Origin of the sequence: Microbulbifer agarilyticus, from assembly GCF_020171345.1 — a bacterium.
In the GTDB taxonomy this organism is placed as follows: Bacteria; Pseudomonadota; Gammaproteobacteria; order Pseudomonadales; family Cellvibrionaceae; genus Microbulbifer; species Microbulbifer agarilyticus_D.
The window spans coordinates 19,564-34,600 of record NZ_JAIUZM010000002.1 but is presented as its reverse complement, the minus strand read 5'-3'; the positions used below and the strand labels follow the sequence as shown (position 1 = coordinate 34,600).

The 15,037-nt window shown below is 57.7% G+C and carries 10 protein-coding genes; 1 reads left to right on the top strand and 9 read right to left on the bottom strand.

What is annotated here, in order from left to right:
* Positions 1 to 19: 19 nt before the first annotated feature.
* The 3 genes from ampD to LCM31_RS07360 form a co-directional block, all read right to left on the bottom strand.
* A complete protein-coding gene (gene ampD / locus LCM31_RS07370) occupies positions 20 to 607 on the bottom strand; it encodes a 1,6-anhydro-N-acetylmuramyl-L-alanine amidase AmpD (RefSeq protein ID WP_224868761.1) in 588 nt (195 codons plus the stop codon).
* Between the two features lie 209 nt (positions 608 to 816).
* Positions 817 to 3,156 carry a DUF1631 domain-containing protein gene (locus LCM31_RS07365; RefSeq protein WP_318247437.1) on the bottom strand — a complete coding sequence of 780 codons (2,340 nt, stop codon included), beginning with the start codon at positions 3,154 to 3,156 and terminating at the stop codon, positions 817 to 819.
* A 572-nt stretch (positions 3,157 to 3,728) separates the two neighbouring features.
* Entirely contained in the window at positions 3,729 to 6,065 is a 2,337-nt protein-coding gene (locus LCM31_RS07360; protein WP_224868757.1) for a DUF1631 domain-containing protein, read from the bottom strand.
* 398 nt (positions 6,066 to 6,463) lie between these two features.
* On the opposite strand from LCM31_RS07360, the gene nadC reads away from it, so the two are divergent.
* Positions 6,464 to 7,321 (top strand): carboxylating nicotinate-nucleotide diphosphorylase, encoded by an 858-nt coding sequence (nadC, locus tag LCM31_RS07355; RefSeq protein ID WP_224868755.1) that lies wholly within the window; start codon positions 6,464 to 6,466, stop codon positions 7,319 to 7,321.
* 319 nt (positions 7,322 to 7,640) lie between these two features.
* On the opposite strand, the gene LCM31_RS07350 is transcribed toward nadC, so the two are convergent.
* The 6 genes from LCM31_RS07350 to ccoG all read right to left on the bottom strand — a co-directional run bounded on the left by LCM31_RS07350 (position 7,641) and on the right by ccoG (position 14,986).
* Positions 7,641 to 9,080, bottom strand: coding sequence for an isoprenylcysteine carboxylmethyltransferase family protein (locus LCM31_RS07350; protein WP_224868753.1), 1,440 nt, complete (start codon positions 9,078 to 9,080; stop codon positions 7,641 to 7,643).
* A 196-nt stretch (positions 9,081 to 9,276) separates the two neighbouring features.
* Positions 9,277 to 10,167 carry a sulfite exporter TauE/SafE family protein gene (locus tag LCM31_RS07345; protein ID WP_224868751.1) on the bottom strand — a complete coding sequence of 297 codons (891 nt, stop codon included), beginning with the start codon at positions 10,165 to 10,167 and terminating at the stop codon, positions 9,277 to 9,279.
* Entirely contained in the window at positions 10,167 to 10,406 is a 240-nt protein-coding gene (ccoS, locus tag LCM31_RS07340; protein WP_224868749.1) for a cbb3-type cytochrome oxidase assembly protein CcoS, read from the bottom strand. Before ccoS ends, LCM31_RS07345 begins: the two co-directional genes overlap by 1 nt.
* 35 nt (positions 10,407 to 10,441) lie before the next feature.
* Positions 10,442 to 12,940 (bottom strand): heavy metal translocating P-type ATPase, encoded by a 2,499-nt coding sequence (locus LCM31_RS07335; protein WP_224868747.1) that lies wholly within the window; start codon positions 12,938 to 12,940, stop codon positions 10,442 to 10,444.
* Between the two features lie 16 nt (positions 12,941 to 12,956).
* Positions 12,957 to 13,493, bottom strand: coding sequence for a FixH family protein (locus tag LCM31_RS07330; RefSeq protein ID WP_224868745.1), 537 nt, complete (start codon positions 13,491 to 13,493; stop codon positions 12,957 to 12,959).
* A 77-nt stretch (positions 13,494 to 13,570) separates the two neighbouring features.
* The gene (gene ccoG / locus LCM31_RS07325; RefSeq protein ID WP_224868742.1) at positions 13,571 to 14,986 is read right to left on the bottom strand and encodes a cytochrome c oxidase accessory protein CcoG; all 1,416 of its coding nucleotides are present in this window, start codon (positions 14,984 to 14,986) and stop codon (positions 13,571 to 13,573) included.
* Positions 14,987 to 15,037 lie beyond the last annotated feature (51 nt).

The following is a 15,037-nucleotide window of genomic DNA, read 5'->3' as shown; positions in this document are numbered from 1 at the left end:
GTGGCTGACCTATCCCGCGCTAGGCGTCGGGCAGGTCGCCTTTGCTATTCCCGGCCAGCGCATCCAGCTCGTGAAAATATTGACTCCAATGAAACCCAGGCCCCGGGTCCAGTTTCCTGCCGGGCGCTATGTCCGAGTGCCCGGTAATCCGCGAGCGGTCTATACCCGGGTATTCTTCCACGATCGCCGCGGTCACCTCCGCAAGCGCGGTGTATTGCTCGGCCGTAAAGGTATCAGTGTCGAGCCCCTCGAGCTCAATACCAATGGAATAATCGTTACAGTTGTCCCGCCCGCAAAAGGTGGACTGCCCCGCATGCCAGGCGCGCGCCGTGAAAGGTACGTACTGGGTTACCCGCCCATTGCGGTCGATCAACAAATGCGCCGACACCCGCAAGGTAGCAATCTCCGCGAAATACGGATGGGCATCGATATCCAGATGACCAAGGAAAAATTCATCGATAAAAGCGCCACCGTACTGGCCGGGCGGAAGGCTGATACTGTGAATGACCAACAGATCCACATCCGTATTGTCAGGACGTGCATTACAGTGGGGACTCGCGACCCGGCGCACGCCAGAAAGCCATCCTGACTGGATCTGATATTTCAAAACACGACTCCGCTGAAACTGGGCACGAAGTTATTTTATGGAAGCGAAGAAGAGTCTGCCAATAGCCGCCGATGCGAGTTGTGGGATGAATACGACTTTTTTACGGAAAACGGGTGTTTTCTGAACAGAAAACACCCTGCTGGATGTAGAAGCGCGTAGAGACCAATAGGTCAAAGATCCTCCGCGCCTTGCAAGATCAGGCAAGAGGGTCAAACACTGATCGCGATTTTACTTTCACCACAGTTGCCAACCACATACTCAAGCGCCCGCTCAAACAGAGGCCCCTGTTCCAGTGGCAGCAGCTCCTCATTGCGCAATGCGTGGGCCAGCTCCAGCCGTGAGTAAACGCCTACTTTAGCGCCCTGGCGGTTTACAAACATAAACTGGTCCAGATCGCTGATGATTGCGGCCAAACGGCAACGCAGCGGAAGCTTCTCCGCTTGACGCAGCAAGAACCAACTGTCTTTCAGGTGGTAAGTCTGCTGCCAGTGATTGTCGTCGTTGGGCAGCGGCTTGAGGTCTTCGGATTTCGCCGATGCCGCTTCGGTGACCACTTGCTGGATCTCTTCCACTTCCGGCAGCGCTTTCTGCTCTGCCGGCAGCTCACGGGATTCATCCAGCACCTGAGTTTCCGGCACTTGCTCCTCGATCACCGCAGCGGTGGTCGCATCCTCTACCGGAATAGATACTACGCTGTCGGCCTCGCGGCGCAGCTCTTGCACCAGGCGCTCGCGGGTACGCCGCTCACGCTCTGACTCAACGCGCTCACCCAATTTCTGGCGCTCACGATAGAGCATATCCAATCCGCCCATCAGGCGCTGGCGGTCACTCGGGCTCAACGAAAGTGATTGCGCACCGGCTTCGAGGCGCTTTTTCAGCACCGGCAACAGGCGGCGCATTTTCCCGCTGCTTTCCGGCATGGGGGCAACCACACTCCAGATAAGGTCGCGCGCGGTCAGAACATGCTGGCGCCAGGCACTACTATCAGTGCCATCCTTCAGGCAGGCGCGGAACAGCACACTGCTCCATACCCGGTTCAGCCACTCGTGCACAATCTTCGGCAGCTTGCGCTCGGCGGTAAGTGCGTCAAATACCGCCGCGACCCGCGCCTTGGAAGCTTCGACTCGCGCGGTACCCTGGGCTTCGTCTACGGTGCGACGCTCCATCACTTCCGCACGTTTGCGTTCGCGCGCAGAGAATTGACGGAAAGATTCGAGCAAGCGCACAAAGATCTGCTCGTCTCGGTCGTACTTCGCCAGTACCTCCTCGACAATAGTGCAGACTTCCCGATACAGGGGATCATTCAAATAATTTTCGCCCGGCTGCCAGCCAATGGCGGCATCGGCGAGCTCATTCAGCAGGCGACGCGCGGGATGTCCACCCTTGCTGAAAAACGCCTTGTCCGCAACAGACAGCTTTAACATAGGCAGCTGCATGCGGATCAGTTGTACCTTGATCGGCTCCGCCAGGTTGCGGTCCTCGAGCATAAACGAGAACAACATGTCCACCAGGCGAATGACTTCGCTATCCAGCTCGTGCAGCGATGCGCTTTGCTTGGATTGAATCAGGCTTTGCTGCAATAACTCGGTAACGTTTACCAGCTGGCCGGTAGCACCGGTTTGCGCGGGTATCGACATCTGGAACTGGCCGAGCTGCTGCAGCAGTGCCGGTGTTGCCATGGCAGGAACGCCGGCACCCGCTGGCGCCAAACCCGGCCCCCCAGAGTAATTTGCCGCGGAACCCCCGCCCGGGTAGCCAGCCGCGCCGGGTTGGCCGGCAAAACCTGCGGGCATACCGCCAGCAAACCCTGCAGCGGCCATATCCCCAGCACCTGGACCCGGGACACTCTGCCCACCCGCCACTGGCGGCACAACTGGAGCAGTCGGTACGCCAGGCATTGGCGCTCGGCCACCTGCCTGACGGCTCCGCTCACGCAGCGGATCCTGGATATGTGGCAAAACACCCTGCTCGATCAGCAGGCTGTTACAGTCTTCGTAAAGTTCACCCAGCCGGTTGGCGAGTTGCAACTCAAACTTTTTCAGTACCGTCATCCGCGCACGCAGGGAGATTTCCACATCATTCAGTGCGTCGGCAAAGGCCGCACAGATTGCCGCGGGGCCTATCGGCAGGTTTTCGTCGTAGATTTTTTCCGGCATTAAGGTATCGAGGCGCAGAGAAAGGGCCGCGATGGGCTCGGCGTGATCACGGCGGACATTCGCGACCATGGAACGGATCGCGACCTGCTGCTCGAGGTCATCGTTATTGACCAGCGACAGGCCCTTGGGGGCCGCGCGCAAATCGAGCTCGGCATCCTCGCCGAGGGAGTCGTTGCGGGGGTGGTGAAAGCGCTCTTCGACGCCATCACAAAAGCTATCAACCAGGTTGCTGTGCTCGACCCGAATCGCTCGAATGGCCTGGAACAGCTGGTCTTGCTCATCCTGCTGATGCGCTTTTTCCGCCATTGTAAACAGGGAATCATCGACCTGGGCAAAGACTTCTTCTACCCGAGACTGGATCCACTGAATGGCTTTTTGATTGACTAGGCTCACGGTTTTACTTAGTTGCCGGGTGGCGGACCTGCCGCCAGAGGCACCAGTTCGCCCCGTCTTCGCGCCACCACTGATTACAAAAAGCTCGTTATTACTTCTTTCCATATCATCCATGCTCACCCCAGTATGCCCTCCTGGCATCGGTCTGACGCGCACCTGCTCGGGTACCTCTCTCAAAAACCAACGATCCGAACAGAATGCACCTGGTCATCAGCGCGAATTTTCAGCACAGCAAAACGATCTGCGCGCCAAAACCGCCAAAATTCTATGACTCATTTTTATAAAATTGGAGACATCAAGAGGCAAAAGGCGACCGATGTCTCAAAACATGCCCTCAATATCCTGCAAAGCACAGCGACACGCAAGTGCCAAAAAGGATCAATCTATGTGAAACCGCTTGAAAATTGTACGGATGTACCGGAATGGCACGATATTCAGGAGGGATAGCAACCAAATTGTGGACTTTTATGCCAAAATTGCTTGGTGACAAATCGTTACATTTTGCGAAACGGATAGCAACCCCGAGATGCCCTCGTAACCATCAGCGGACCTCAGACCCCGAGAGGAGACGATCAGTGCATCTCGCCCCGGGACTGACGCACAGTACCAATGACGGATTGCAGCGCGCGCTCAAACAGCATGCCATCATCCATCGACATCAACTCACCCTTGCGTAGCGCAACCGCCAGCTCCGCACGGGTGAATTCTGCCACCTTGGCACCATTGCGATTCACAAAGATAAACTGGTCGATGTCTTTGATAACCGCGGCCAGACGGCAGCGGAATTGTTCTTCCTCACCGCGCTTGAGCTCGAACCAGCTCCCCTGCGCTAGGCGGAACGTCTGCTGCCAGTGGGTATCGCTTTCGGGAATGTCTTCACCCTCAAGCGAATCTGGCTGCAGCTCGACCTCGGCAACCGCCTGCTCCAGCGCCTCCATTTCTGGAAGCTCAGCCACGACTTCCTGCGCGGCCTCACTCGCAGTCAATTCTTCAGCCAGTGGAGCAGACACTTCCCGAGCCGCGGCAGGTTCTGGCTCTGCCGTTTCAGCCTGACTGGCCGCCTCTGCCATCGCGCGCGCTTCCTGCTCAACCTGTCGGCTGTGCTCTTGCATCAGGCGCTGCGCCAAGGCGAAGCGTTCACGGTAAATTTCCTTGAGTCCGGCGAACAGGCGGCGCGCCTCAAAGGTATTCAGGGAAACCGCTTCCACGCCGGCCTTGAGACGGTCTTGCAATGCGGGTAACAAACCGAGCAATTGCTTGCGACTTTCCGGCATAGGAGCATGCACACTCCACACCAGATCGCGGGCGGTACGCACATCCCGGCTCCAGGTTTCGCTGTCAGTACCCTCTTTGATACAAGTCAGAAACAGCATATTGCTCCAGACCTTCTGCAGCCAATCGGCAACCACCGGCGGCACATCGCGCTCGGCCATCAGCGCATCCATTACCGCAGCAACTCGGGCACGTGCAGCCTGGGTTTTAGCCTTACCGTCGGCCTCATCCACAATCCGGCGTTCCAGGCGCTCGGCACGCTGGCGCTCACGCAGAATAAACTCGCGGAAGGACTCCAACAGGGTCGAGAAAATATTAATATCCTGGTCGAACTCTGCGAGCACGCGAGCGACCACTTCGCTGATTTTTTTGTACAGCGGGTCTTTTTCGTAATTGTCTTTTGCCTGCCAACCCGTGCACGCATCTGCCAGCTCGTTCAGGAGCTTACGGGCCGGGTGGCCACCCTTACTGAAGAACGACTTGTCCGCGATTGCAACCTTTAACAGCGGCAACTGCAGGCGACCCAATTGAGACTTGATCGGCTCTGCCAGATTCCGGTCTTCAAGAATGAAGGAGAACAGCATCTCCACCAGCTTGATGATATCGCTATCCATCTTTCCCAGCGCGGCAGACTCGCGAGCCTCAACTAAACGATTCTGCAGAAGGGTGTTAACATTCAGTAACTCTACCTGGCCATCGCTGTAGCTCTGAGGCAGATGGGACTGCAACGCGCCAAGATGCGAAAGCAGATCTTGCGGGGCCATCGGCGCAACGCCGCTTCCGAGCGGGATCAGGCCGTGCCCGGAGGCACCACTAGCTGCGGCCCCTCTAACAGAGGCACCCTCGCCAGGAGAACCGGAATAAGCCCCACTTTGCTCCGGCACAACTTGCCCTTCCCCCGCACTTTGCGGACGGGCGGCTTGACGCTGCGGCCGTGCACTGCGCTGATGCTTCAGGGTTGGCAATACTCCCTGCTCAACAAACAGGCTGTTACACGTATCGTAAAGCGTGCCAAGATTCGCCATTACCACCTGCTCAAACTTTTTCAGCAGCGTCAGGCGGGCGCGAATATGCAGATCCAATGAGCGCGAAGCTTCCACAAACGCATCGCAAATCGCATCGGGCCCCAGAGGGTTATTCTTGTCGTAAATCTTGGCGGAAAGCAGGGTGTCGAAACGCAGTGAAATCGCGGACAAGGGCTCAGCAAAGTCACGTTTGGCATTCGCGACCATCGTATCGACGGCCACCAACTGTTCCAAATCGTCGTTATGTACCAGGGAAAGGTTGTCTGCCTCGTAGGAATCTTCGTCGTCGGCAGCTTCCTGCACATAGAATGCTTGCGCGCACTTGTCGGCAAACTGCTCTACAACTCGGCGACGCTCAACCCGCAGCAAACGCAATGCCTGAAACAGGCCGTCCTGCTCGTCTTGCCCGTGCGCCTTCTCACCCATAGCAAACAGCGAATCATCAACCTTGGCGAAAACTTGCTTTACAAGCTCCACCAATTGTTGTTGCGCCTTGTCGCGCAGCACTTCTACTGCGGCAGGCAGGCTGCTCCCAGGCTGGGATTCGCGTTTGTCACGCGTGCCTCGCTGCAGGGATACCACATTCGAAGATGGACCTTCGCTGTCTTTCATGTCATCTAGCCTCGTCCGGTCTTCCCCAGGAAGATTCCGGGTGATGCATCACAGCCGCCCTGGGAAGCCACTGCGCTTATTATTGGATTTCTTGCGCTCCCTCTTTAACGGCCTAAAGCACCGTCCTTTTAAGCTAAGGCGGCAGAGAGCGAGGTAACCTATTTTTGTCGACCGTTGATTCTAAAGACAGCATGTGTCAACAAACAACCACAGACAGGGTCGCTAGACCGTTTTTGCGACTTTATTCACAGGAGCCCTATCGGGCAAGCCGCCAAGGTTACCAACGACACCTTATACGCGTTCTTCTTGCGAGCAGATTTGCTAGTATTGGCGCCCCACAATGCCCCCAAGCTTTCGGTTTTCGTCTTTATTTAGGCGAGCACTATTGAGGTTCAAGTATGACGCCCGCGAATGCCAACATCCCCAATCTTGTCCTGGATATACAGCGTTCGGTGAGAGATGCGCTGGCGGAAGATGTGGGCGATGGCGACATCACAGCACAGCTGATCCCTGCGGACCGCCACGCCCGCGCCCGGGTGATCACCCGCGAGGCGTGTGTGTTTTGCGGAGTTGCCTGGGTAAACGAAGTATTTCGGCAACTCGACCCCGCACTTAACGTCATTTGGCATGTGGAGGACGGTCAGCGCGTCGCCGCAAACAGCACATTATTTGAGCTGGAGGGGAATGCCCGCACCATTCTTACCGGCGAACGCTGTGCCCTGAATTTCGTCCAAACGCTTTCCGGCACCGCCACCACCGCGGCAACCTATGCAGCGCTGACTTCTGGCACCCAGATAAAAATTCTGGATACCCGCAAAACCATTCCGGGCCTGCGCACAGCGCAGAAGTACGCGGTTCTGTGCGGGGGCTGCGAGAACCATCGAATCGGCCTCTACGATGCATTTTTGATCAAGGAAAACCATATCGCTGCAGCGGGCGGCATCAAAAATGCGGTTCAGCAAGCCCATCGAATCAAGCCCGGTGCACTGGTGGAAGTGGAAGTAGAAAGCCTGGAAGAACTTCAGCAGGCACTGGACGCTGGTGCCGACGTGATCATGCTGGATGAGTTTACCGATGAGATGACCGCACAGGCGCTGCAACTGGCCAAGGGCCGCGCCAAGATTGAAATTTCCGGCAGTGTAAATGAAGCCCGCCTGCAGCAACTGGCCAACCTGGAAGTCGATTACATTTCCTCGGGCAGCCTGACCAAACACCTGCGTGCCATCGACCTGTCTTTGCGCCTGTACTCGGAGTAAGCGGTACGCGGCGAAAGCTGCAATCAGCCCTCGCTGCAAACCGTAGAGGGCGGATGTACACCGATGGCCAATATACTTAGTGCTGGTACAGCAAGTAGTTACTCACAAACATCAGCGGACATTCGGCCACCGCCACATCCTCGCCTTCGGCGCCGTTGGTGAATTCAATCTTCGCCGTGACCACACCTTCCCTGTTTGCGCTCCAGTCACTGTGGAGGACCAAGGGTTAAGGATGTCGTGAGACCCAGCTAGATACCCGTTGCGATCAACAGATACAGCCCGCTTGAAGCAACCAACAGCGATCAATAGGCAATCCGCTTCAGGGGCTATAGGGTTTAGCCACTGGCTTGGCCGCCGCAGGGATGCCGGATACCAGAGGTTCTACCGCTGGGGCATCTTCGCCACGGAAAAAGAGCCGGCCCTGCCCGAAGCGCAGTATGGCGAACCAGCGCCCGAGGAATGCAAAAGTCCCACGCTCGGCAATATAGTGTGCGTAAGCCACGTAAGTCGGATCCCAGGACAGGTGCCGCTCTTCGGTGCGCGCGCGCATGAAGTAGATAAAGTTCACCATCAGTAACAGCAAAGACTGACGCAAAGCCTCAGGCCCACTCGCGCTGACCATAAACGGCATGGAGATCATCCACCAGGAAATGTTTTTGCTGATGTATGCCGGGTGCTTGGTATACCGATAAGGGCCGTTGGTGAGAATGCCGCGATGGGTCAGGTTGGAAAAACGGATTCCGAACGGGATGCTGGCCCATACGTAAACGGCAATGAGTAACAAAATAATAGAGCCCCAGAGACTGTAGGCCCAAGGAGTATCCCAGAACCAGTATCCCCACGCCGGCGCATCGTCATATTTGAGATAGGTGCCGGAAAACAGGCTCCAAAATGGCTGGTACCCGATCAGTGCCACCCCCCAACCAAGGAAGCTGGGCTCCACGGTGCGGATGTGCGAATCGAACAGGCGTAGGGTGCACACATACCCCACGGTGACAAACAACAGATCGATGTAGAACAGGAAATTAAAGGTGAAATCAAAAACGGATTTGAAGTTCACCAGTAGACGGGAGAAATCAAAATTCAGCAGATTGGTAAGGTTGTTGCCAAGGTAAACAAACATCAGCGGCAGGAAGAACAGCTTCACCAGCCAGCCCAGATACAACTGGCCAACGGCTTTGCCGGATACCTCTTTGGTATTCCCCATCAACCAGCTTCCGAGCTGCCAGTAACCGTCTTTGGGCGACTGCATGGCCCCATCTACCAGGTAAAAATACGGAACCGCCAGCGCCATCCACCAGGGCAACACTGCTTTCACTACTGTGTAATAGTTATCGTAAAAGGAACCGTGATACTCGGGGAACAGCCAGTACACAAACGCCACCGAGCCGATTGTGAGATAGAAACCCACCAGCTTCAGGGCGGTGCGCCCCCAATTGAAATTCATCCGACGGAAGTCGAGGCCGGCGGACGGATTGCGCCATGGTTTAACAAAGACCCATTCCAGCAGAATAATTGGCAGTGCCAGTGCGACAGCAACCACTACCAGTGACTGGGTTTTGACATGCAGATCCTGGCCGTACTCCCGCAACCAGAAAACCGCGGCCAGCGACACCCCCAGGGCAAACAGGTTGATCCATATATTGGTGGGAGCGTCGGGGCAGGACGGGACAGCAGCCGCCCCATTCATGCGAGACTGAGAGGCGCGTTGCGCAGCGGGCTTCTTGGAGGCCGGTTTTTTACTTTTTATTTTCTTCATGCTCGGTCCAACTTGTACAGCCGAACCAGGTTTTTGGCATCACGAAAAATACCTGATGGGGCGGCCAGGCCACAGGTCATACTTGCACCAGTTTACCGCCATCCCCGAAGCACCGCCAGAATCCCCCAGCACCATCGGATACTGGGAGAACCAATAGTCACTTTTGTCGCCCAACTACTCACCCACCTGATGGCCCTCAGTGATGATGATGATGGTGCTCATGCTCCGCCGGAGCCTCTTCCGGCTCAGCCGGCGCATCCTCGGGCACAGGGTCAGCTTCTTCGCTATCGTGACTCGTATGGTGCACATGCGTCGAACTCTCTTCGCGAGTCTCGGCGCCACTGTGCGTAGCGTGCTGGTCATGACCAGAGTGCGCCTCCTGCGCACTGCGCGCGCTGTGGCTATCGTGGGCGCCGTGGGCGCCATGCCCTACGGTTCCCCAGAGTGTCCATACCCCAAACACCAGCACCAGAGACGCCATGGATAAACGCACCCCTGGCTTCTGCACAATCTTGCGCAAACGCGTGGCCGCCATTCCGCTCGCCAACACCGCGGGTGCGGTGCCCAGGCCGAAGGCGATCATGGCAAGCGCCGCCTGTTGACCACTCCCCTGGGCCAGCGCGAAGGTCAGCGCACTGTATACCAGTCCGCAGGGGAGCCAGCCCCAGACCGCACCCAGCGCTACCGCCTGCGGGGTCGACTTTACCGGCAACAGGTGTCGGGAAAGGGGCTGCACCGCGCGCCACAAAACCGCACCGCCGCGCTCCAGCCACACCAGCCCGCGCCACCAATCCGCCAGGTACAGCGCCATGGCGATCAGCATCACACCGGCAACAGTACGCAGGGGTGCCAAACCGGCGGCAAGGTCTGCAGCCAGGAAGGCACCGAGACTGCCCACGAGCAACCCCATCAACGCGTAACTGGCGATGCGTCCGGCCGAGTATCCGAGTAGCTTGGGCCACTGGGGCTTCTCCCCTGGTACCGCCAGCCCAAGCGCACCGGAAATTCCGCCGCACATACCAATGCAGTGGCTACTGCCCAAAAAACCGATCGCCAGCGCTGCAGCGAGAAAACTCCAGTCCGCCATCAGTCTGACTTCCGCTCGTCGCCAGCATTCAACGTTTTACTTGCGCGCCCATCCTCTGACACCTCAACGCCCTCTGTCTCAGTCTTCGTCAGCGGCTTGCGATCCTCTTCAAACAAGATTCGGCGACTTTCCGTTTCCAGATCGTCATACTGACCATTGTTCACCGCCCAGAAGAAAAACTTCACCGCACAGGCGATAAAGACAATCACGATGGGCACGAGAAGAAAAATACTGTCCACTTAAACCTCGAAATAGGATTTCGGCATCATCGGATTTATGCCGCAGGCTGCCAGCGCGACAAACGCAGCGCGTTAACCACCACCAGCAGAGAGCTCAGCGACATGCCGATGGCGGCAGCCCAGGGTGGTACCAGCCCAAGGAAGGCCAGGGGCAGCGCCAGTAGATTGTATAAAATGGCCCACCCCAGGTTCTGCCGGATGACCTTGCGGCAACTCGCCGCCAGCGCAAACGCGCGCGGCAAGGCACACAGGTCACCCTTTAACAAAATGGCGTCCGCTCTGGATTGCGCGAGGTCCGCCGCCGACATCATTGCCACGGACACGTCGGCACCGGAGAGTACCGGCACATCGTTGATGCCGTCGCCAATCATCAATACGCGCTCACCATCACTCTGCAGTCGTCGCAATTGCTGCAGCTTCTGCTCGGGAGAGGCACCCGCCTGATAGTCGCGGATGCCCGCGAGGCCTGCCAGGCGCGGCACTTCCGCGGACTGATCGCCACTCAGCAGCTCAACCGCGACGCCCTGCTTCCCCAGCATGCGCACCGCACCCGCTGCACTGGGGCGCAGTTCATCGCCCAGCCCAAGCCATGCCACCGGCCCCGAGCCATCGCCCAGTAACAACCACTGCCCAGGTTCTGCGGGTGTAGGCATAGCAATCCCGGAAGCACTGATTTCCCCAACAAAATCTGGCGCGCCGAGACGATATTCGACGCCATCGCACAGGCCTGCCACACCCTGCCCGGTCACTGCACGCAGGTTGCTCGCCGAGCGATTGCCAAACCAGGGGCGAAATGCCCGCGCCAGCGGGTGATTGTTTTCCACCTCCAGTGCGGCAGCGATATCCCGCGCCGACTCTTGGGAGACTCCCTCCCTGAGCGGTGTCACCACCCGCAATTGCGGTGCACCCTCGGTGAGGGTCCCGGTTTTATCGAAAATCACGCGATCGACCGTGGGCAAGGTTTCCAACACATGCCCCTTGGCAACCAGAAGCCCCAGCTGCTGCAAACGGAGCGTCGCCGCCGCCAACGCCGCGGGCGTCGCCAGTGACAGCGCACAGGGGCAGGTAACCACGAGTACCGACAGGGCGACCCAGAAGGCGCGCCCCGGGTCCTGCTGCCACCAGAATACAAAAGCAGCCACCGCAATGCACAGCACTGCGGCAATAAACCGCCCGGCAATCCGGTCGGCGAGTGCCGCCTGCTCCGGCTTGTCCAACTGAGCCTGCTCCACCAGCTTTTCGATGGCGGAAAGGCGCGTGCCACTGCCGGCGGCAGAAATCCGCACGGTGAGCGATGAATCGCCGTTTACACTGCCGGCAAATACCGGGCTGCCGCAGACTTTCTGTTGCAACTCGGATTCGCCGGTAAGAATGGATTCATCAACGCCACTTGCACCCTCGGTCACCACACCATCCACCGGCACGGTATCCCCCGGGCGCAACAGGATGTGCTCACCAACCGCGAGCGCCGCCACCGGTACCGATTCAAGTGCACCACGCTCTCCACGGCGCAGGGCGGCTAACGGCAGCAACTGCGCAAGCCCGCCGCTGGCAAGCCCCGCCCGATGACGCGCGCGCATCTCGACAAAACGGCCCAGTAACAGGAAAAAGGTGAACATGGAGACGGATTCGAAATACACCTCACCGGTTTCAAAAACCGTGGCGTAAACACTGGCGCCATAGGCCAGCCCGATCGCCAGCGAGACCGGCACATCCATAATCAGGTGCCCGCTGCGCAGGGCGCGCCAGGCCGCGGCAAAAAACGGCTGCGCCGCATAACACACCACCGGTGTTGCGACGACGAGCGACACCCAGCGGAAGAACTGCTCGAACTGAACATCAATGCCTTTATTGCCGCCAAAGTAGAGGGCAATCGCAAACATCATGACCTGCATGGTACCCAGGCCGGCCACCCCCAGACGACGCATAGCGGAGCGACGCTCCTGTTGAATCAACTGCTCATTGTTGGCCGCAGTTGCGGGGGAGGGGCGGTAGCCAATACGAGTGAGCGCACCAAACAGTTCGCTCAATTTGATCTGCGCCGGGTCGAACACGATCTGCGCACGATGGGTACTGGCATTGACCGAAACACGATGCACACCGGGCATCGCCATCAGCTGCTTTTCGATCAGCCACACGCAGGCGGCACAGGTAATCCCACCCACCAGCAGACTGGCAACCTTCAGGGGGGCAGCGGTGTCCACACCCGGGAGGGAACCCAAGAAGTCACGCACGAATTCCGTCTGTACCTGTGGCAGGTCGTAGGCTTGCCAGCGCTGGTCCTGGGATGAAGCTTCAGGGCGCTCGCTGCTGTTTTCGCGGAATCGGTAGAAGTTATCCAGGCCACCGGCGACGATCGCCCCAGCCACGGCTTCACAACCTGGACAGCACATGGGGCGGGCAACCCTATCAATGGTGACGGAATACTGGCTACCCTCAGCCACGGGTAGGCCACAGTGGAAGCAGTCGCTGCGTTCGGCAGCGACATTGGAAGGATCAACAGAAGAAGAATCCGGCGCGAGAGAGTCGCTCATCGAGTCACCCATGGAATCATTGCTCCGCAGGCTTCAGGGGCACTCCATTGCCAATATTGAAATTGATTTCCCCTTTCAGCCGCCACTCCGCCTGGTCGAAGTTTTCCGAGTTCAGTTCCGGCATCAGCTGCAGGTACCAGCGGTGGCGCATGGGTGCGGCGACTTCGCCGCGGTAGCGGCCGATGGAAACCTGTTCGAGCACCACATGCTCATCCAGGTCCGCCTCCACCGGGTGGCTGAGGATCAGCAACAGCTTTTCCGGGTATTCGAGGCTCCCGCGCAAATCGAGAGACACGGACTTTTCCTCCGGAGAAAACAGCAGCATGCCTGCCAGGCCCAGGGCCTTCGCCTGCTGGTCCTGCTCCGCACGGTAGTGATACAGGCGGCTGTCCTTGTAATAGGTATCGCTCACCACGTCATCGCCGTGCCGCACGGCGATGGACAGCATGGTAAAGGACACGATTACCACCACGACCAGCGGCGCCATCACCACCCAAAACCAGGGCTCGCGGTACCAGACACCTGGCGTTTGGGAATTTTTTTTCTGAGGCACGAACGTATTAAACCCGAACTCTAAATCTACGAATTATTTGGAACAAATGCCTGCGCGGGGGCAACAGCCCCCGGAGGCTACTTGGGACCGATAAATACGGTCTTGTGACGATCCTTGAGCTCGGGCGCATCTTTCGCCTGAATCTCAATATAGATGTCGTGCTTGGTATCCTTCAGCTGATCCTTGGGCACACTAACCCGAATCGGCACAGAGTATATCTCGCCAGGGACGACATAGGGATTCCCCTGCATACGCAAGGAATAATCGTACCCCTGTTTGCCGTCTATGCGCACGGTGAACTCGTGCGGGCGCTGATCCATATTGTTGATTTTGACCGTGTAGACATTCTGCACCATGCCCTGCGACACCCGATACATACGGGCACCACGGTCACGCTGCACTTCGGCCTGCACCGGCGAGCGCGTCACCACTTGGTAGGTGAAGGCGCCAACAAGCACCAGTAACACCAGCGCATACCCGAGCAAACGCGGGCGCAAATACTGGGTTTTGCCCGTCTGCAACTCATCTTCTGAGGTGAAACGGATAAGCCCGCGCGGGTACTCCATCTTGTCCATCACGCTGTTACACGCATCCACGCACAATCCACAGTTGATGCACTCGTACTGCATGCCATCGCGGATATCGATGTCTACCGGACACACCTGCACACACCAGTAACAGTCAATGCAGTCGCCCATGCCCTGAGACTTGTAATCCACGTTTTTCTTACGCGGGCCGCGGGCTTCACCACGGCGGGCATCGTAGTACACCGCCAGGGTGTCCTGATCGTACATAACAGACTGGAAGCGCGCGTAGGGGCACATGTATTTGCACACCTGCTCGCGCATAAAGCCGGCATTCATGTAGGTAGCAAAGGTAAAGAAGGCGACCCAGAATACCCCCTGGGGATGCGCCTGGAAGGTCGCCAGATCCACCACCAAGTCGCGAATGCCGTAAAAATAGCCGACAAATGCCAGCGCAGTGGCGAGGGAAATAAACAACCAGATCGCGTGGGTGCCGCTTTTGCGCAACACTTTTTCCGCGCCCCAGGGTGCGGCATCCAGCTTCATGCGCTTGGCACGATCGCCTTCACACACGCGTTCCGCCCAGATGAACATCAAGGTCCACACCGTCTGCGGACAGGTAAAGCCACACCACACACGACCGAGCCAGGTGGTAATCGCAAACAGGGCGAACGCGGCAATGATCAACAGTCCCGCAAGCAGAATGCCATCTTGCGGACCGAAGGTGGCCCAGAAGATATGAAACTGTCGCGCGGGCAGATCAAACAGAACCGCCTGCTGACCATCAATATTCAGCCAGGGTATAAAGAAAAAAGCGAGAAGTAGTGGTAGGCCGGTGTATTTACGGATACGGGTGAAAACACCGCGGATATGACGAATATAGATTTTATCGTCGGATTCGTAGAGCATCCGGTAGCGGACTTCGCCATCACCATCTTGCTCTTCACGGGTCGGAATTCTATCGCTCACAATACCTCACTCCCCCGAAATTGTGTCATTCGGGCATTCCTGCAGTGGATG

What these genes read in the sequence shown, in the direction of transcription:
- LCM31_RS07360 (WP_224868757.1), bottom strand. Translation starts at nt 6,065, where the DNA reads ATGAAAGACAGCGAAGGTCCATCTTCGAATGTGGTATCCCTGCAGCGA.
- nadC (WP_224868755.1), top strand. Translation starts at nt 6,464, where the DNA reads ATGACGCCCGCGAATGCCAACATCCCCAATCTTGTCCTGGATATACAG.
- LCM31_RS07350 (WP_224868753.1), bottom strand. Translation starts at nt 9,080, where the DNA reads ATGAAGAAAATAAAAAGTAAAAAACCGGCCTCCAAGAAGCCCGCTGCG.
- LCM31_RS07345 (WP_224868751.1), bottom strand. Translation starts at nt 10,167, where the DNA reads ATGGCGGACTGGAGTTTTCTCGCTGCAGCGCTGGCGATCGGTTTTTTG.
- LCM31_RS07335 (WP_224868747.1), bottom strand. Translation starts at nt 12,940, where the DNA reads ATGAGCGACTCTCTCGCGCCGGATTCTTCTTCTGTTGATCCTTCCAAT.